Annotated in this window: 16 protein-coding genes and 2 tRNA genes; 14 read left to right on the top strand and 4 right to left on the bottom strand. The window is 62.3% G+C overall.

Annotated elements, in window-relative coordinates; genetic code table 11:
• The first annotated feature begins 13 nt into the window (after positions 1-13).
• The 5 genes from ABJ196_RS05800 to ABJ196_RS05780 all read left to right on the top strand — a co-directional run bounded on the left by ABJ196_RS05800 (position 14) and on the right by ABJ196_RS05780 (position 2472).
• A complete protein-coding gene (locus ABJ196_RS05800) occupies positions 14-478 on the top strand; it encodes a DoxX family protein (protein ID WP_347305606.1) in 465 nt (154 codons plus the stop codon).
• A gap of 120 nt (positions 479-598) precedes the next feature.
• On the top strand, positions 599-1366 hold the full coding sequence (locus tag ABJ196_RS05795; protein WP_347305605.1) for a thioredoxin domain-containing protein: 768 nt from the start codon (positions 599-601) through the stop codon (positions 1364-1366).
• A 114-nt stretch (positions 1367-1480) separates the two neighbouring features.
• Positions 1481-1553, top strand: a tRNA-Ala gene (locus ABJ196_RS05790).
• A 24-nt stretch (positions 1554-1577) separates the two neighbouring features.
• Positions 1578-1650 (top strand) — tRNA-Ala (locus ABJ196_RS05785).
• A 54-nt stretch (positions 1651-1704) separates the two neighbouring features.
• The gene (locus tag ABJ196_RS05780) at positions 1705-2472 is read left to right on the top strand and encodes a fructosamine kinase family protein (RefSeq protein WP_347305604.1); all 768 of its coding nucleotides are present in this window, start codon (positions 1705-1707) and stop codon (positions 2470-2472) included.
• A gap of 38 nt (positions 2473-2510) precedes the next feature.
• On the opposite strand, the gene nadE is transcribed toward ABJ196_RS05780, so the two are convergent.
• A complete protein-coding gene (gene nadE, locus ABJ196_RS05775; RefSeq protein WP_306430239.1) occupies positions 2511-3335 on the bottom strand; it encodes an ammonia-dependent NAD(+) synthetase in 825 nt (274 codons plus the stop codon).
• Between the two features lie 27 nt (positions 3336-3362).
• On the opposite strand from nadE, the gene ABJ196_RS05770 reads away from it, so the two are divergent.
• The 5 genes from ABJ196_RS05770 to nrdE all read left to right on the top strand — a co-directional run bounded on the left by ABJ196_RS05770 (position 3363) and on the right by nrdE (position 8683).
• Positions 3363-4697, top strand: a complete 1335-nt coding sequence (locus ABJ196_RS05770) for a sugar porter family MFS transporter (protein WP_347305603.1) — start codon at positions 3363-3365, stop codon at positions 4695-4697.
• Between the two features lie 119 nt (positions 4698-4816).
• Complete coding sequence (ykgO, locus tag ABJ196_RS05765) at positions 4817-4939, top strand: type B 50S ribosomal protein L36 (RefSeq protein ID WP_012732041.1); 123 nt, start codon at positions 4817-4819, stop codon at positions 4937-4939.
• Between the two features lie 680 nt (positions 4940-5619).
• Positions 5620-5853, top strand: a complete 234-nt coding sequence (gene nrdH, locus ABJ196_RS05760; protein WP_066491460.1) for a glutaredoxin-like protein NrdH — start codon at positions 5620-5622, stop codon at positions 5851-5853.
• An 81-nt stretch (positions 5854-5934) separates the two neighbouring features.
• Complete coding sequence (nrdI, locus tag ABJ196_RS05755) at positions 5935-6363, top strand: class Ib ribonucleoside-diphosphate reductase assembly flavoprotein NrdI (protein WP_347305602.1); 429 nt, start codon at positions 5935-5937, stop codon at positions 6361-6363.
• A gap of 157 nt (positions 6364-6520) precedes the next feature.
• Complete coding sequence (gene nrdE, locus ABJ196_RS05750; RefSeq protein ID WP_347305601.1) at positions 6521-8683, top strand: class 1b ribonucleoside-diphosphate reductase subunit alpha; 2163 nt, start codon at positions 6521-6523, stop codon at positions 8681-8683.
• Positions 8684-8814: 131 nt separating this feature from the next.
• Here nrdE and ABJ196_RS05745 read toward each other — a convergent pair whose 3' ends face one another.
• The gene (locus ABJ196_RS05745; RefSeq protein WP_347305600.1) at positions 8815-9528 is read right to left on the bottom strand and encodes an FCD domain-containing protein; all 714 of its coding nucleotides are present in this window, start codon (positions 9526-9528) and stop codon (positions 8815-8817) included.
• A gap of 291 nt (positions 9529-9819) precedes the next feature.
• On the opposite strand from ABJ196_RS05745, the gene nrdF reads away from it, so the two are divergent.
• From nrdF to ABJ196_RS05725, 4 genes are all read left to right on the top strand, one after another.
• A complete protein-coding gene (gene nrdF / locus ABJ196_RS05740; RefSeq protein ID WP_066491475.1) occupies positions 9820-10809 on the top strand; it encodes a class 1b ribonucleoside-diphosphate reductase subunit beta in 990 nt (329 codons plus the stop codon).
• 428 nt (positions 10810-11237) lie between these two features.
• The gene (ctaD, locus tag ABJ196_RS05735; protein ID WP_257054133.1) at positions 11238-12989 is read left to right on the top strand and encodes a cytochrome c oxidase subunit I; all 1752 of its coding nucleotides are present in this window, start codon (positions 11238-11240) and stop codon (positions 12987-12989) included.
• Positions 12990-13075: 86 nt separating this feature from the next.
• A complete protein-coding gene (gene serB, locus ABJ196_RS05730; RefSeq protein WP_347305599.1) occupies positions 13076-14248 on the top strand; it encodes a phosphoserine phosphatase SerB in 1173 nt (390 codons plus the stop codon).
• Positions 14245-14967 carry a peptidyl-tRNA hydrolase gene (locus ABJ196_RS05725; protein ID WP_347305598.1) on the top strand — a complete coding sequence of 241 codons (723 nt, stop codon included), beginning with the start codon at positions 14245-14247 and terminating at the stop codon, positions 14965-14967. The genes serB and ABJ196_RS05725 overlap by 4 nt, the downstream gene beginning before the upstream one ends.
• Before the next feature lie 133 nt (positions 14968-15100).
• Here ABJ196_RS05725 and ABJ196_RS05720 read toward each other — a convergent pair whose 3' ends face one another.
• Positions 15101-17056, bottom strand: coding sequence for an ATP-dependent DNA helicase (locus tag ABJ196_RS05720; protein ID WP_347305597.1), 1956 nt, complete (start codon positions 17054-17056; stop codon positions 15101-15103).
• 111 nt (positions 17057-17167) lie between these two features.
• Positions 17168-18517, bottom strand: coding sequence for a nicotinate phosphoribosyltransferase (locus ABJ196_RS05715; protein ID WP_347305596.1), 1350 nt, complete (start codon positions 18515-18517; stop codon positions 17168-17170).
• Between the last annotated feature and the right edge of the window lie 162 nt (positions 18518-18679).

Here is an 18679-nt window from a genome sequence, read left to right as displayed (position 1 = left end):
TAAAGTGAACAGGGTGAAATCTAAGTTAAATAAAACGCTGGCGTTAGACATCATCAGCTTCGTGGCCCGCTTCTATATGGCGTTCGTGTGGATCAAGGCTGGACTCCATAAGGTCAACACGTACATGGACACGAGCCAGTCGATCACCGCGTACAAGATTTTCACCCCGGAGTTTTCGGGCTATCTTGCGACCATCATCGGCCCTCTGGAGATTGCCGGCGGCGTCCTGTTGCTGCTGGGCATCTTCCTCAAGCAGTCTTCGAAGGTCGCAACCATCGTGCTCATCCTCTTTATCATTGGTATGGGGCAGGCGTGGGCGCGCGGTCTCAATATCGAGTGCGGATGCTTCGGCGTGCAGCCCAGCTCCAATCCCACGGCGGCGCACTTCGCGACCTCCATTGCCCGTGACTTCCTCTTTGTATTCCTCACGGTGTGGACCATCTACCGCCCGTTTAAGAAGTGGGCTATCCACGCATAATCTCTCGTCTGGCTGCGTGCTGTGCGTTACACAACCTGCACAAACGCGGCCCTTCATAGTACCCTGACAGACGTTTGCAACGACCTCGTCGTCATCAGACCCAACTAATAAGGAAATTTCGTGAGTACCAAAGTCACTGACCCGAACGCCAAGGGCTCCTCGGGCTTTATCTGGGCCATCGCTGCCCTGCTCGTTATCGTTGCCGCCGTCATCGGCTACATCGTGTGGAACGGCCAGGGTGCCAAGACGGCCAGCCTAGCCGAGCGCGAGCAGCAGGACGTGAACATGACCGTTGAGTACGCCGACGGCGCCATCACCCTGTCCTCGGAGAAGGCCACGAAGGACACTCCGACGGTCGAGCTCTTCGAGGACTTCTCGTGCCCACACTGCGCTGATCTGGCTGTCGCCACCGATGGCGACATGAAGACCGCCATCGAGGATGGCTCCCTCAATGTGGCTATCCGCCCGCTCAACTTCCTCGACGTCTCGGGCTCCCTCGACGAGGCCACCCTCGCCGGTGCTACCGGCCACTCCACCAAGGGCGTTGCCGCGACCATCGAGCTCGCCAAGTCCGGCAATGCTGCTGCCTACTGGAACCTGCGTAACACGCTCATGGTCGACCAGCAGGTCGTGTACAACAAGTGGGAGATGAAGGACTTTGCTGACGCCGCCAAGCAGTTCGGCGCAGACGACGCCACCGTCGACGCCATCAAGGACGCCGACCTCAAGGCAGACGGCGGCGACATCGCTGCGTCCAACGCCATGGAGCTGAAGGAGGAGACCGGCCAGGTCTCGTCCCCACGCGTCATCCACGACGGCAAGGACCTCATTGGCGACAATGAGGACATCACCACCTGGGTCGAAAAGGCTCAGGGTCTCAAGGATTAATACCTCGCAGGCGGTGCCTGCGTGCAGGCGATTTGGTAGCCTGCACGCACCGCGTGTACATTAATGCGAGTTGCGACTAGTGGAGATTCCTCCGGTAGTTCGCACCTCGTATGAGGGGCTATGGCGCAGCTGGTAGCGCACCACACTGGCAGTGTGGGGGTCACGGGTTCGAATCCCGTTAGCTCCACTTATATAATTTCATACCACTCAAGGGGCTATGGCGCAGCTGGTAGCGCACCACACTGGCAGTGTGGGGGTCACGGGTTCGAATCCCGTTAGCTCCACGTCACATGAAAGCCGCCACGCACTCGCGTGGCGGCTTTTGTACTCTTAAAGGTATGAGCAACCGCGACGACGTCTTTATCAAGCGCACCCAGGTGCCTGCCCAGGCTGGCTATGAGGCCGCGGGATTGGCCTGGCTTGCCGATGCCGTCCCAGGCTCCGTCGTGCCCGTCCTCAGCGTCGGCGGGACGGAGCTCACTATCGAAAGGCTCGCCGGGGTGCGGGCCACTCCACGCGCGGCGCACGAGTTCGGTGCGGCACTCCGTCGCCTCCACCAAGCCGGTGCGCCCGCCTTCGGCGCCCCTCCCGCGGGCTGGGCCGGACGAACGTACATTGGCAGCATCGAGCAGCCTTGCGAGCCGACGGATAACTGGGGCGAGTTCTACGCAGAGCAACGCGTGCGCCCCTTCGCCCGCGCCGCCGCACGGGTGGGCAACCTCACCGCGCAGGCCCTCGCCCTCGTGGAGCGCGCCTGCGACGCCATCGCTGCCCGTGACTGGGACGTCGCCCCCGCGCGCCTCCACGGCGACTTGTGGTCCGGCAACCTCATCTTCACCCCGACCCCGGGCGGGCGAGTGCGCGGCGTCATGATTGACCCCGCCGCGCACGGTGGTCACCCCTACACCGACTTGGGCATGCTCGCGCTGTTCGATGCCCCCTTGCTCGACGAGATCTTTGGCGGCTATGACGCACCGGAGGATATCTGGGAGCAGCTCCCGCTCCACCAGCTTCATCCGCTCGCAGTGCACGCGCAGACACATGGCCCCGCCTACGCCCAGCCACTGACGCGCGCGGCACAGGCGACGCTCGAGCTCTTGCGCTAGCGCCGCCTGCGGCGGAGTGTCCGCCTCATTGGTGACGCTTAATTAGTGACCGGACCGCCTGGCATGCGGCGCTTGTGTGCGCCGCGGCGCCACAGCTCTTCGATGCGCTCCTGCGCAGCGGGTGAGACCTCCTTGCCTTCCAGGAAATCATCGATGTCGGTATACGTCACGCCGAGCGCCTGCTCGTCCGGCAGCTGTGGCCTGTCCTCCTCGAGGTCGGCCGTGGGGACCTTTTTCCACGTGGAGTCCGGCGCGCCGAGAGCCTGGAGGAGCGCTGCACCCTGGCGCTTATTGAGTCCCTCAAGCGGCAGCAGATCCGCTGCGCCGTCGCCCCACTTGGTGAAGAATCCTGTGACATTTTCTGCGGCGTGATCCGTTCCGAGCACGAGCGCGCCCACCTCGCCGGCGAGCGCGTACTGCGCCGTCATGCGTAGGCGAGCCTTCACGTTGCCACGGTTGAAGTCGCCAAGGTCGGCCTTACCCAGCTGCTCTGCGACTGCGTCATCAAGCGCCGTCGTTGCGTCCTTGATATTGACCGTGAGGGAGTGATCCGGCTCAATAAACCGCAACGCCATCTGCGCGTCCTCCTCGTCCGCCTGCACGCCGTGGGGCAGGCGCACGGCGTAGAACTCCGCGCCGTCGACGCGGTCGCACGCCAGCTGGGCGAGCTTGCCGGCGAGAGCGGAATCCTGGCCGCCGGAAATGCCAAGGACAAAGCCCTTCGCGCCGGTCGTGCGCAGGTAGTCCACGAGGTAGGTGACGCGGGTCTCAATCTCTCGGTCTGGATCGATAAAGGGCTTAACACCCAGCTCTTTTATGATGGTGGACTGGAGATTTCCGTTGGTAGTAGACATGCAGCCCATTGTAGTGGGCTGGAACAATAGCTGCTCGTGAATGAACGCACTTACATTCGCCTTGTCGCGGGCATAGCCGCGCTCGGCGGAGTACTTTTCGGCTATGACACAGGCGTCATGTCCGGGGCCCTCCTTTTTATTGCGCCGGAGTTTGGCATGACTGCTCACCAGGAAGGGCTGGTGACCTCCACGCTGCTCATCGGCGCGGCCCTGGGCGCGCTCGCGGCCGGCCGCGTCGCAGACCTCCTCGGCCGCCGCATCACCCTCATCCTCGGCGGCATTGTCTTCGTCCTGGGCTCAGTGTGGTGTGCCCTGTCGGTATCCATAGCGGGGCTTGCCTGCGCCCGCGCCTTCCTCGGCGTCGCCGTCGGCACCGTGTCCATCGTGTCGCCCATGTATATCGCGGAGATGGTTCCCGCCCGCGTGCGCGGACGCATGGTCTCGCTCAACACTCTCATGATCGTGGTGGGGCAGCTCGCCGCCTATCTCGTGAACTCCGCCTTGGCCAGCGGCGGCAACTGGCGCCTCATGTTGGGGCTTGCTGCCGTTCCTGGCACCCTGCTCGCCGTGGGCATGGCCTTCCTCCCGGAGACTCCCACGTGGCTCACGCAGCACGGCCACAGCCGCACCGCCGCACGCGTGGCGTGCCGAACCAATATGTCTGTTCCTGACATGGATACGGATGACGCCGCCCCGTCTGTCGGCACGCAGCTACGCGAGCTCCTCAGCAGTCGCTGGATGCGCGTCTCGGTAGGTCTGGCCATGCTCATGGGGCTTACGCAACAGATCACCGGGGTGAACGCCATCGTGTACTTCGCCCCGACGATGATGAACCACGTGGGCATCTCGACGCAGAACTCTGTCTACACCTCCATGCTCATCGGTGTCGTCTCCGTGGTTGCGTGCTGGGCCGGGCTCCACGTCGTCGACCGGATTGGCCGCCGGCGCCTTCTTCTCATCGGCCTCGCGGGTAACACCGTGTCCCTCTTTATCCTCGCCGTGGTCTATTCCTTTGCGGAAGACTCCACGGTCATGGCCATGGTCCCGCTCATCTTCATGGCGGTCTTCATTGCCTCGCAGCAGGCCGCCGTCTCGCCCACGACCTGGCTGCTCATCTCTGAGCTCGTGCCGCTGCGCGTGCGCGGGCTGGGCATGGGTATCGCGGGGCTGACCCTCTGGGCCGCGAACTGGGTCGTGGCACAATTCTTTTTGCCGCTGGTCGAGTGGCTCACCGGTCCCATAGCCTTCGCGATCCTCGGCGTGCTGGGTATCGTGGCCATGGGTTATACGCGTGCGCTCGTACCGGAAACGATGGGCCGCAGTCTTGAAGAGGTGGGCCGCACCCTGCGGCGTCGCTACTCCGAAGACTAAGCGTTTTGGTGTATGGGCAGGGCGTGGGGTAACATTTCACCTCGTGTCATGACGCGTATGTGTCATGCTATATTATTCACCCGCTGTTTATTTATAGCGCATAACGAAAGGAGCGCCCGATGAAGGTCCGCAAGTCGCTTCGGTCGCTGAAGAACAAGCCGGGCGCTCAGGTTGTGCGCCGTCACGGCAAGGTCTTCGTGATCAACAAGAAGGATCCGCGCTTCAAGGCTCGCCAGGGCTAAGAACTGCACATCTTTCACTGCGCCCCGCGCCACGGTTTTGTGGCCGCGGGGCGCAGTGCGTTTTGTCTTAGCCTTGGGGTGGCTGGGGAAATGGACGAAAGTCGAATCGACGGAGTGTGAGGGTCACGCTAGGGTCGGCTGGGTTGTGGCTCCGGGGCGTAGTCATCCCTGTGGGAGTGCGGGCTGTCGTGCGGGCCGTTCTGGCCGCGAGGGGCCTGGCAGTGTGCGCCTAACGCGAAGGCAGGGGAGAAGGGGCGATGGCACGAGTTCGGCGGCGTTGAGCGACGTCACAGGCTATCGGGGAACGTCCGGCAGGGGATGGCGGTTGCACAAAAAATGTGACGTTGCTCACATGCCCTGTGAATTTCCCAGGGACGGGTTGTGGATAAGTCTGGGGAATTCCATGTGTGTAACTTCGTGGGTGTGAAGCGGCTACCAACATGTAGGGCTGGGGGCAGTGCCCAGCTGGGAATTCCACCCCTGTAACTACTATATCTAGTATCGGTTGCGGCATATGGCCACAAAGTATAGTGTCATTCATGTTGAAGCGGTCGAGCTAAGGCGCTCGCTTGTGGCGGTCAGCAGTCCTCCGGGGAAGGAGGAAATGGGCCCGCTGCGACGCAATCGCACACGCCTTCAACGACCGAGAAACTCAGCTTTATCTTAAGGGAATCGCCGCTATGTCTATCACCGTTTACACCAAGCCCGCTTGCGTCCAGTGCAACGCTACGAAGAAGGCTCTCGACCGCGCAGGTCTTGAGTACAACATCATCGATGTCTCCATGGATGACGAGGCTCGTGACTACATCATGGCTCTCGGCTACGTCGCCGCACCGGTCGTCGAGGTCGACGGTGAGCACTGGTCTGGCTTCCGTCCGGACCGCATCAAGTCCCTGGCGAAGGCTGCTGCCTAGTTCTGGCTAGCTCCGGCAGCGTGGTCTCCTCGTGAGCCGCGCAGCACTATTTCATACCGCACAAACAAAGGAGGTCGCACCATGTTGGTCGTGTATTACTCCTCCGCCACGGAAAATACGCGCCGCTTCGTAGACAAACTTGGTCTGCCCAGCGCCCGCATTCCCCTCCGCAAGTCGGAAGAGCCGCTCCTCGTTGATGAGCCGTATGTGCTGGTGTGTCCCACCTATGGTGGCGGCGCGAGCATCTCGCACCAGAACTCGCGTCCTGTGCCGCCACAGGTCATTCGTTTCCTTAATGACGAACACAACCGTTCGCTTATCCGCGCGGTGATTGCCGGCGGAAACTCGAACTTCGGTGCAGACTTTGGCAAGGCGGGCGATGTTATCGCTGCCAAGTGCAAGGTTCCCTATGTCTATCGCTTCGAGCTCCTGGGTACGGACGAGGATGTTCGTCTGTGCCGCGAGGGTCTCCTGGGAGCGGCCCAGGATCTGGGCCTCGAGGCGGCGTAAAACTTCATATTTCCATCCCTCGGCCAGGCGCCGTCTGCGCCTGCCGGGGGTTTATCAGTTCAGTGCTGTGACCACGTGCCCTGCGGCCGTGGCCAAGCAAAACTAAAGTGGGCGTACGCAGTCGTTATACCCCACGAATTTTAGGAAGGGCTCATACGTGTCGAATCTTGTAGGAAAGACCGTTCCGGAACCGGTCACCCAGGAGCAGCAACTCGATTACCACGCGCTCAACGCGCTTCTTAACCTCTATGACGAGAACGGTCGCATCCAGTTCGACAAGGACCGTGAGGCGGCAAACCAGTACTTCCTTCAGCACGTCAACCAGAACACGGTCTACTTCCACGATCTGGAAGAAAAGATCGACTACCTCATCACGAACAACTACTACGACAAGGCCGTCATCGACGCCTATGACTTCGCCTTCATCAAGTCGCTGTTCAAGCGTGCGTACTCGTACAAGTTCCGCTTCCAGTCCTTCCTCGGTGCGTTCAAGTACTACACGTCCTACACGCTGAAGACCTTCGATGGCCGCCGTTACCTCGAGCGCTTCGAGGATCGTGTGTCCATGACGGCGCTCTTCCTCGCTGATGGTGATACGGCTCTCGCTGAGAACCTCGTGGATGAAATCATGACCGGCCGCTTCCAGCCGGCCACCCCGACCTTCCTCAATGCAGGTAAGGCGCAGCGCGGCGAGCTCGTGTCCTGCTTCCTCCTGCGTATTGAGGACAACATGGAATCCATCGGTCGCTCCATCAACTCCGCTCTGCAGCTGTCCAAGCGCGGCGGCGGCGTGGCTCTGCTCCTGTCGAATATCCGCGAGTCCGGCGCGCCCATCAAGCATATCGAGAACCAGTCCTCCGGTGTCATCCCGGTCATGAAGCTGCTCGAGGATTCCTTCTCCTACGCCAACCAGCTCGGTGCTCGCCAGGGCGCCGGCGCGGTGTACCTCAACGCCCACCACCCGGACATCCTGAGCTTCCTCGACACCAAGCGCGAGAACGCGGACGAGAAGATCCGTATTAAGACCCTCTCGCTCGGCGTCGTCATCCCGGATATCACGTTTGAGCTGGCTCGCAAGAACGACGATATGTACCTGTTTAGCCCGTACGACGTGGAGCGCGTCTACGGCAAGGCCTTCGGCGATATCTCCATTACCGAGCACTACGCCGAGATGGTCGAGGATCCGCGCATCCACAAGAAGAAGATCAACGCGCGCCACTTCTTCCAGACCATTGCGGAAATCCAGTTTGAATCCGGCTACCCGTACATCATGTTCGAGGACACCGTGAACCGTGCGACCCCGGTGAAGACCGGCTGGATTAACATGTCCAACCTCTGCTCCGAGATCATGCAGATCAACGAGCCCTCTGAGTTCAATGACGATCTCTCTTACGAGAAGATGGGCTCCGATATCTCGTGCAACCTCGGATCGCTCAATATCGCGATGACCATGGATTCCCCGGACTTCGCCAAGACCGTGGAGACTGCCGTGCGTGGACTGACCTCCGTCTCGGATAACACGGCAATTAACTCTGTGCCGTCCATCCGCAAGGGCAACGATGACGCGCACGCTATTGGCTTGGGCCAGATGAACCTGCACGGCTACCTCGGCCGCGAGCACATCTACTACGGCTCGGAGGAAGGCTTGGACTTCACCAACGCCTACTTCGCGGCGGTGCTGTACGCTGCGCTGCGCGCCTCCAACGCCATTGCGAAGGAGCGCGGCGTGCGCTTCGCCGACTTCGAGAAGTCCGAGTACGCCTCTGGCGCGTACTTCGACAACTTCGATCCGGAGGAGTTCAAGCCGCGCACCCCGCGCGTCCAGGAGCTTTTCGACTCTTCCTCGATCCACACCCCGACCGCGGACGAGTGGGCGCAGCTTAAGGCAGACGTCATGGAGCACGGCCTCTACAACCGCTACCTCCAGGCCGTCCCGCCGACGGGTTCGATTTCCTACATCAACAACTCGACCTCGTCCATCCACCCGATTGCCTCCAAGATCGAGATCCGTAAGGAAGGCAAGATCGGCCGCGTCTATTACCCGGCTCCGCACATGGATAACGACAACCTCGAGTACTTCCAGGATGCGTACGAGGTGGGCTACGAGAAGATCATCGACACCTACGCTGAGGCCACAAAATACGTGGACCAGTCGCTGTCGCTCACGCTCTTCTTTAAGGACACCGTGACCACTCGCGACATCAACAAGGCGCAGATTTACGCATGGCGCAAGGGCATCAAGTCCCTGTACTACATCCGCCTGCGTCAGATGGCGCTCGAGGGCACCGAGGTCGAAGGCTGCGTGTCCTGCATGCTCTAAGCAGCACGCGATATGACGAATGCCCCGTCGCTCCGTTCACACTGAATGGAGCGACGGGGCATTCGCCGGTGAGGGGGCGCTGTGCCGAGGGTAGGGGGCATCGGCAAGCGCGGCGCTGGTGGAGCCTGTGGCTAGATGCTGGTGGAGCTGGTCTCGTCCAGAATCTCGCGGGCGAGATGTTCGGCCTGAGCGGCCTTGCCATCGCGGATGGCCTCTGCCAGCTCGATGTGGAGATCCACAGTGCCGGAGATGGGGTCACGCTTGCGGGAACCGTAGACGGACTTGCCCTTGAGCATGGCCAGCAGAGACGGCGCCAAGGCCGCGAACATCTCATTGCCGGAGGCGTAGAGAATGGACGCGTGGAAGCGGAGATCGATAGCCAGCTCCTCGCCGACACGGTGGCTGGGGGAGACCTCTAGCTCGTGCAGGCGCAGTGCCAGATCGAGGATCTCTCCACGCTGCTCCTCGCTGGCGGTGCTGGCGGCGAGACGCGCGGCGATGGGCTCAATGGCCAGACGCACCTGGTTGAGGGAGTGCAGCTGGGCGCCGCGGGACTTCTCGCCGGCCAAGCGCCAGTTGATGACTTGCTGGTCGAAGACGTTCCATTCGGACATGGGGAGGACGGTAAGTCCCACTCGGCGTGAGGACATGACCAGGCCCATCTGCTCGAGGGCGCGCATGGCCTCGCGCGCGACGGTGCGTGAAATGCCGAAACGCACGGAAATGTCCTGCAGCGTGAAGCGTTGATCGGTCTTGATCACGCCGGTGACGATTTCTGCACCGATTTCATCGAGAACGTGCGACAAGAGGGGGACTGCCGCCTCTGCGCGGGTTGAGGTGGTCATTGTGCGCTCCTTTGGGGAAGGTAGGGGGAATAATATGAAGTTTGTGGAAACTAGACCTTGGCCTCTCCATCATTAAGATAAATCGTAAGTCGTATCAAAGCTAGACTTGAAGCGAAAGGCCATGTAAAAAATGTGAAATATGACCTGCACACAAGGTTTTGTGCGGTATCGATCGCAGAATAAAAATCTTACCTGATCCCAGTGACCTGCGGCTGTGCTGGAGGGTTCGCGGGCGGGTAGACTTGCACAAGTTATATACATCCTTTTCCGACAGAGTAAGGGGAGTCCGCAGTGACGCAGGATTACGAGGCGTACGTCAATAGCCATGAGAAGCCCATCAAGGCGATCAACTGGAACACCGTTCCGGATGAAAAGGACGCGGAAGTCTGGGATCGCCTGACCGGCAACTTCTGGCTGCCAGAAAAGATTCCGGTGTCCAATGACATCCCGTCCTGGAAGACGCTCAATGACAAGGAAAAGGAAACCACCATGCGTGTGTTTACCGGCCTGACCTTGCTTGACACCATCCAGGGCACCGTGGGCGCTATCTCGCTGTTGCCGGATTCCCAGACGCTGCACGAGGAGGCCGTCTATACCAATATCGCGTTCATGGAGTCCGTCCACGCGAAGTCGTACTCCAATATCTTTATGACGTTGGCCAGTACGCCGGAGATCAACGACGCATTCCGTTGGTCTGAGGAGAATGAAAACCTGCAGAAGAAGGCGAAGATCGTCCTGTCGTACTACGAGGGCGAGGATCCGCTGAAGAAGAAGGTCGCCTCGACGCTGCTCGAGTCCTTCCTTTTCTACTCCGGCTTCTACCTGCCCATGTACTTCTCCTCGCGCGCGAAGCTGACCAACACGGCGGATATCATCCGCCTCATCATTCGCGACGAGGCCGTGCACGGTTACTACATCGGCTACAAGTACCAGCAGGGTGTGAAGAAGCTTGGCGAGGCCGAGCAGGAAGAGCTCAAGGCCTACACCTTCGATCTTCTCTACGATCTCTACGACAACGAGATCGACTACACCGAGGATCTGTACGACGACCTGGGCTGGACTGAGGACGTCAAGCGCTTCCTGCGTTACAACGCGAACAAGGCGCTCAACAACCTGGGCTACGAGGGTCTCTTCCCGGCGGATGAGACGCGCGTATCGCCGGCCATCCTCTCCTCGCTGTCGCCGAACGCGGACGAGAACCATGACTTCTTCTCGGGCTCTGGTTCGTCCTACGTCATCGGCAAGGCCGAGGACACCACGGATGACGACTGGGACTTCTAGTCTCAGGGCCAGCGCGCCGCGGGGGAGCGCGCAGCGCGCCTATATATAAGGAAAGCGTCGGTGTCGTGCCGGCGCTTTCGTCGTGTCTTGGGGGCGTAGCCCAATGGGTAGGGGGCTGAAGCCTCAGGGGCGATCAACCGATCGGTTGATACCTACCGGGGGTACAGTTCGTAGGTTTTTCCCAGGCACGTCCCAGCGTTTCTGTGGGGTACACCACTTAAAAACCTTGGGTGGATATGGAACTATTTCGACGGATGGTGCACGTCCTGCAGGAATGTGAGTCACATGTGTCACATGCGCAGGTGAGCGGAATGTTCAACATTGGGAAGGGCTGGAAAAACGCCCGCCGACTCGCCTATTATTAACGCCTGTAAACCAACGGCGCGCGCGGACTGCAGTCCCACGCGTCTTACATTCAGGAGGATTTTATGACCGCTGTGGCGCCAAGGCTGGAAAATTATGTCCAGCCCACCCGCCCGGAGCCTCAAGGAAACGGCAAGAACGGTTCCAAGGCTTGGGTGTTTTTGACCACCACCGACCACAAGCAGCTCGGCATCATGTATTTGATCATGGCCTTCAGCTTCTTCTTCCTCGGTGGCCTCATGGCACTGCTCATCCGCGCCGAGCTTTTCAGCCCGGGTCTGCAGTTCCTCTCTAACGAGCAGTTCAACCAGCTGTTTACCATGCACGGCACCGTCATGCTGCTGCTGTTTGCTACCCCGGTTGTCTGGGGCTTCGGTAACTACGTCCTGCCGCTGCAGATCGGCGCACCGGACGTGGCTTTCCCGCGTTTGAACTCTTTCGGTTTCTGGATCACCTTGCTCGGCGGCATCGTCATGCTCCTCGGTTTCGCTACCCCTGGTGGCGCTGCTGACTTCGGCTGGACGATGTACATGCCGCTGGCAGACTCCGTCCACACGCCGGGTATCGGCGCTGACATGTGGATCGTCGGCGTCGGTGCTACCGGTGTCGGTACCATTGCTTCCGCTATCAACATGGTCACCACCATTTTGACCATGCGCGCACCGGGCATGACCATGTTCCGTATGCCGGTCTTCACCTGGGCCATCTTCACGGCGTCTGTTATCGCCCTGATGATCTTCCCGCTGCTGACCGCTGGCGCTCTGGGCGTCCTCTACGACCGCAAGCTTGGCGGCCACATCTACGACTCCGCTAACGGCGGCGCCATCCTGTGGCAGCACCTCTTCTGGTTCTTCGGTCACCCGGAGGTCTACGTCCTGGCCCTTCCGTTCTTCGGCGTTATCTCCGAGATCGTCCCGGTCTTCTCCCGTAAGCCGGTCTTCGGCTACATCGGCCTTGTCTTCGCCGTCCTGGCGATTGGCTCCCTGTCCATGGCTGTGTGGGCACACCACATGTTCGTCACGGGCGCCATCCTGCTGCCGTTCTTCTCCTTCATGACGTTCCTTATCGCGGTCCCGACCGGCGTGAAGTTCTTCAACTGGGTCGGCACCATGTGGAAGGGTCACATCACCTGGGAGACCCCGATGATGTGGGCCATGGGCTTCCTGGCAACGTTCCTCTTCGGTGGTATGACCGGCGTTATGCTGGCTTCCCCGGCACTGGACTTCCACCTCGCTGAGTCTTACTTCCTCATCGCGCACTTCCACTACACGCTGTTCGGTACCGTCGTGTTCTCCGCCTTCGGTGGTCTGTACTTCTGGTTCCCGAAGATGACCGGCCGTATGCTGGACGAGCGCCTGGGCAAGATCCACTTCTGGCTGACCTTCATCGGCTTCCACGGCACCTTCCTGGTTCAGCACTGGGTCGGCAACATGGGTATGCCGCGCCGTTACGCCGACTACCTCGAGTCTGACGGCTTCACGGTCTACAACCAGATCTCCACCGTCTTCTCCTTCGTCCTCGGTGCTTCCGTTATCCCGTGTGTCTGGAACGTCTTCAAGTCCTGGCGTTACGGCGAGATCGTCACCGTCGATGACCCGTGGGGCTACGGCAACTCCCTCGAGTGGGCTACCTCCTGCCCGCCGCCGCGCCACAACTTCGTGTCCCTGCCGCGCATCCGTTCGGAGCGCCCGGCCTTCGAGCTGCACTACCCGCACATGGTGAAGCGCATGCGCGTCGAGGCGCACGCCGGCCACAAGCCGGACGCGCGCGAGGGCGTTGCACGCACGAACCCGTCCGGTAAGGGCATCACCGCTTAATTCGGTACTCTCCTGAAGCTCTCGCCGCCGCCCGTTACGGGCGGCGGCTTTTGCCGTTTTTCCTATAGAGGGTCATAATCCTATCTATGACTAATGCTGTGATTACCACCACGGGCCCGGATAAACCTGGCGTCTCCGCCGCCTTCTTCCGCGTTCTCGGCTCCTACAACGTGGAGCTCGTGGACGTTGAGCAGGCCCTGTTCTCGGGCCGCATTTCATTGTCTGCCTTTGTCGACGTGGAGCCCAACCGCCTCGAGGATATCGAGCAGGGGCTGCGCAATACCTTGAGCATTTACCAGCAGCAGATTTCCGCGGAGCTTTCCGATGCCCTGCCGCGCCCGCGTTCCACTCACGCCGTGGTCGTCATGGGTCGCCCCGTCACGGCATCTCACCTGTCTTCTGTTGCGCAGGAACTGGCCAACTTCAATGTCAACATCGATCGTATTCGCGGCCTGTCGCAGGAGCCCGTCACCGCTCTCGACCTGTCTGTGACGGTGCCGGGCGAGGAGGAGCCGCTGCGCAAGGCGCTGGCGGCACTCTCGGCACAGCTGGGTATCGACATCGCGGTGGAGTCCGCTGGCCTGTCCCGTCGTTCGCGTCGTCTTATCTGCTTCGACTGCGACTCCACGTTGATCACAGGTGAGGTCATCGAAATGCTCGCGGGCCACGCCGGTAAAGAGGCCGAGGTTGCCGCGGTCACGGAGCGCGCCATGCGCGGCGAGCTTGATTTTGAGCATTCCCTGCGTGAGCGCGTTGCGACGCTCGCGGGTCTGCCGGCTAGTGTCATCGACGAGACCGCCGCGTCGCTCACGCTTACCCCGGGCGTGCGCACAACGATTCGCACGCTGAAGAACCTGGGCTACCGCGTGGCGGTGGTCTCGGGCGGCTTCATCCAGGTGCTGGAGGGGCTGGCCAAGGAGCTGGACCTCGACTACGTGCGTGCTAACACCCTGGAGATCGAGGACGGCAAGCTCACGGGCCGCGTCATTGGCAAGGTAGTCGACCGCCAGGCGAAGGAAGCCTTCTTGCGCGAGTTCGCTGCGGATGCGGGCATTTCCATGTCGCGCACGATTGCGGTGGGCGATGGCGCAAACGATATCGACATGATTACCGCCGCCGGACTGGGTATCGCGTTTAACGCCAAGCCGGCCTTGCGCGAGGTGGCCGACGCCCAGGTCAACCACCCGTACATGGACGAAATCCTTCAGATCCTCGGCATCCCGTCTGATGACGTCGTGCGGGCTGAGGACGCCGAATGAGCCTCCACGTAGCGCATGCGCGTCTCGCCGCGGCGTGCAACGACCGGTCCTGGCGCGATGACCCGGAGGATCCGGACTGTCCGGAGACCATCCAAGCCATGCAGATTGTCCTCAACCTGCCCAAGCAGGACACGCCCACACGCACGGAGGTCCTCGAGGCCGCTGCACGTGCCGTCGTCGCGGCGTGCCTTGACCCGCGTGCCGGCGACGACACCGCTTATGCCGAGGCTTTCGCGGCGTGGTACGGCCACCGCATTCGCAAGGTGGCCCGCCGCGCCCGCAACAAGGCATGGCGCGACGTCCAGAACCTGCCCGGCGTAACAGTCGCTGACCGTGCTCGGGCGTTTGCGCCCTCGGCGGTGTCAGACGTGGACCCGCTCATCTCCAAGCTGCAGATCGGCCACACCGAGCTCGAGCACGATATGCCCGGGCCCGCAACGCCGGGCGAGCCCGTCATCTACATCGACGAGGGACTTGCGATGACCGCCGGCAAGGCCGCCGCCCAGGTCGGCCACGGTTCTATGCTGCTCGCCGCGGCACAGCCTTATGCCTGGGTCGAGGACTGGGCCGAGCGTGGTTTCCCGCTGTCCGTACGCGAGCTGCCCACGGCTGAGTTCCAGGCCGCCTGCGCACGCCCCGGTGCTGTGATTGTTCGCGACGCGGGCTACACCGAGGTTGCGCCGGACTCGGCGACGGTGGTCGCGCTTCGTGCGGCCTAGGCTCGCCGCTGACACCTGGTGCTGGAGTCTGCAACGACGGAGCCGGAATATTACGACATCGAAGGCCCAGATTTTCGAAAAATCTAGGCCTTCGTTGTTCTGAAATCCGGCGCGTGGCCGGCGCGAGCGCGAGCTAGAGCTGCTGCACGAGCCGTGTGAGTGCGCCGCGGACGGTCTCCGGGTTCGTGGTTTGCCAGAAGCGCGGCATCGAGGCCTTGAGGAAGCCGCCGTAACGCTTGGTCTCCAAGCGCGGGTCGAGGACGGCCACGACGCCACGGTCGCCGACGTGGCGCAGCAGCCGGCCGGCGCCCTGTGCCATGAGGAGTGCTGCGTGCGTCGCCGAGACTTCCATGAAACCGTTGCGGCCCGCGGCCTTGGCGGCATCGGCGCGTGCCTGCATGAGGGGATCATCGGGGCGGGGGAACGGAATGCGGTCGATGAGGACGAGCGAGCAGGCCGGTCCGGGGACGTCGACGCCCTGCCACAGCGTGAGCGTGCCGAAGAGGCAGGAATTCTCGTTCTTCGCGAATTTATCGACGAGCGCGCCGATCGTGTCGTCTCCTTGGACGTAGAGGTCGAAGGGGAGGCGGGCACGGAGGGCATCGGCAGCCTGGATCGCGGCGCGGCGGGAGGAGAAGAGGCCGAGGGTGCGCCCGCCGGCGGCCATGATGAGCTCATAGATTTCCTCGAGGGTGTCCGGGGACAATCCGTCGCGGCCGGGCTGCGGCAGGTGTGCTGCGGTGTAGAGGATGCCGGACTTCGCGGGATCGAAGGGCGTGCCGGCGTCGAGTGAATCCCACGTGCCGGTGGGCAGGCCCCATTGCGCAGCCATGACGTCGAAGCGGCCGCCGAGGGCCAGCGTGGCTGAGGTGAGCACGACGGTCTGTTCACCAAAGAGAGTAGAGCGCAGCAGGTCCGCGACAGATAGCGGCGCGACCGCGAGAGTGGCGGGGCCGTCCCCATTGCGGCGCGAGAGCCATACGACGTCCTCGTGCTCAGCCGGGTTGCCTTGGGCAAAGACGGCGCGCATGCGGGCGACCGCCTCGGCGAGATCGGAGAGGTGATTGGTGAGGTTCTGGCGCTCCGCGAACTTCTCTGGGTCGTCCTTCTGCTCGCCTTCGGGCGCACGGGCGATCTTTTCACGCATGCGCCGAAGGGTGTCCTCCAAGCCGGTGAGGTGCTGGGAGACGGGCTCGGGCATGTCCGTCCAGCGGCCCTCAGGGCACTCCGCGGTGACGATGGTGAATTCCTCTGCGAGGTCCGTCAAACCAGAGTCCGAGGCGAGTGCCTTGACGCGGTTGCCCGCCATGGAGATGACGCGGGCGGTAATCTCCGCGGTCGTGACGGAGGTAATTCGGTCATCGAGTTCGTGCGCCTCGTCGATGACCACGGCATCGTGGTCGGGCAGGATATTGGCCTCGGAGAGCGCGTCGATGGCGAGCAGCGCGTGGTTGGTGACGATGACGTCTGCGTCCGCGGCCTCGCGGCGAGCGAGCTCTGCAAAGCAGTCCTCGCCGTGCGGGCAGCGCGAGGCCCCTAGGCACTCGCGGGAGGTGACGGAAAACGCCTTCCACACGTCGTCTGGGACGCCCGGCTCGAGGTCGTCACGGTCCCCCGTCTCCGTTTCCTGGGCCCATTCCGTGACGCGTGTGGCGGCGCGCTCGCGCCATGAGCCACCATCGAGCCCCTCGCCGTCATCGAGCATGGCTTCCGGCGACTCCGGTTGCGCCAGCTTATTGAGGCAGAGGTAGTTCGCGCGGCCTTTCATAATGGCGAAGGTGGGCTCGCGGTCCATCTCCTCGGCCAGCGCCTCGGTGAGCCGCGGGAGGTCGCGGTGGACGAGCTGGCGCTGCAGCGCGAGCGTCGCCGTTGAGACGATGACCGAGGTCTCCGCGCCTTGGGCGTGACGCAGGGAGGGGACGAGGTAGGCCAGCGACTTACCTGTACCGGTGCCCGCCTGGACGGCGAGGTGGCGCTGGGTCTCGAAGGCCTTGGTCACGGCCTTGGCCATGCGGACCTGGCCTTCGCGGCGGGCACCACCCAAGGCGGCGACGGCGGACTCTAGAAGCTCTTCGGTCGATTTCTCCACCCGGCCAGTCTAGCCTGCTGCCCCAACGTGCTGAAGGCAGCTAAACATGCGGAAGGGCGACGAGGCGTGGACGCGTCAGGCGATCACCGTGCGGGAAAGAAAGCCGATGGACTACTTGGCTGGCGGGAAGCCCACCATGCGCGTTGACACCGGCACATCGCCCTTGGACAGAGCCAGGCCCTCCCACGGCAGGGTGCCGCGGATTTCAGCGAGGAAGGCTCGGGATTCCTCGAGCGTGGGCAGGCCCTCGACCACATGTCCGTCGCGCATGAGCGGCACGGTGAGCTCGCGCACCGTGAGGTGCGAGGGAACTTCCGGCTGCTCCGCGTCGAAGGGGAAGACGATTTCCTCGAGTGCGACGCCAGTCGAGCGGTGCGTGCGAATGGCGCGCTTGGCTCCGCCCACGGAGCGCTTGGAGGAGGAACGCTTGGCCACGGGGTGGCCCTCGACCTCAACAACCTTGTAGACCATGGACGCGGTCGGCTCGCCGGAGCCTGTGACCACGGAAGTGCCCACGCCGTAGCCGTCGACCGGGTCGCCGCGCAGACCTGCAATGGAGAACTCATCCAAGTCGGAGGAAACAACAATGCGCGTGTTGTGCGCGCCCAGGTCATCGAGTTGCTTGCGCACGCGGCGCGTCACGGCTCCCAAGTCGCCGGAGTCGATGCGTACGCCGCCGAGATCCGTGCCCGCGACCTTGATGGCCGTCTCCACACCCTTCGTAATGTCGTAGGTGTCGACGAGCAGGGTGGTTTCCACGCCGTCCGTTTCAATCTGGGAACGGAAAGCGGCCTCCTCGTTCGGCGTGCCGTCATCGTTGACGTGGGCGAGCGTCCACGCATGCGCCGCCGTGCCAGAAGCCGGAATGCCGTAGCGGTACGCTGCCTCAAGGTTCGACGTGGAGGTAAAGCCCGCGAGGTACGCGGCGCGGGTCGCGGTGACCGCAGCGTACTCGTGCGTGCGGCGCGAACCCATCTCGATGATCGGGCGGCCGTCTGCGGCCACCACCATGCGGGAGGCTGCCGATGCCACCGCGGAGTCCGCGTTCATGATGGACAGGATGACCGTTTCAAGGATGACGCATTCGCCAAACGTGCCGCGCACGGTAAGCAGCGGCGAATTAGGGAAGTAGAGCTCGCCTTCGCGGTAGCCGTCCACCTGGCCGGAGAAACGGTAATGACGCAGATACTCAATCGTCTGCTCGTCGAGGAAGTCGAGGTCCGCGAGCTGCTCCTCGGTGAAGCGGAAGTCCTCAATGGCTTTGAGCACGCGCGGGATGCCCGCGACCACGCCGTAGCGGCGCTCGCCCGGCAAGCGGCGGGCGAAAACTTCGAAAGCGGCCTTACGGTGCGCGGTGCCGTCACGCAGCCCTGCCTGAAGCATGGTGAGCTCGTACTTATCGGTCAACAAGCCCGTCGAGCGGCTGGCAGGGGAGGAAACGGCGGAAGCAGAGTCATTCATGCCGCTTAATCATACGCGGCGCACGATATTTGTGAGGCCTTTAACCAGCCCCAGTCCAGATCACCACGGCAACGCAGGGGGCTCGCGAACTTACTCCATCGTCACAACGGTGTCGACGTAGCCGCTGTTGTAGTCGTACGCTACGCCGATCGTGGTGAGCGA

This window comes from Corynebacterium sp. SA-MJD20WY100, assembly GCF_039822565.1.
GTDB lineage: Bacteria > Actinomycetota > Actinomycetes > Mycobacteriales > Mycobacteriaceae > Corynebacterium > Corynebacterium phoceense_A.
Note: the sequence above shows the minus strand (reverse complement) of the source record. Positions and strands in the feature narration are given on the sequence as shown.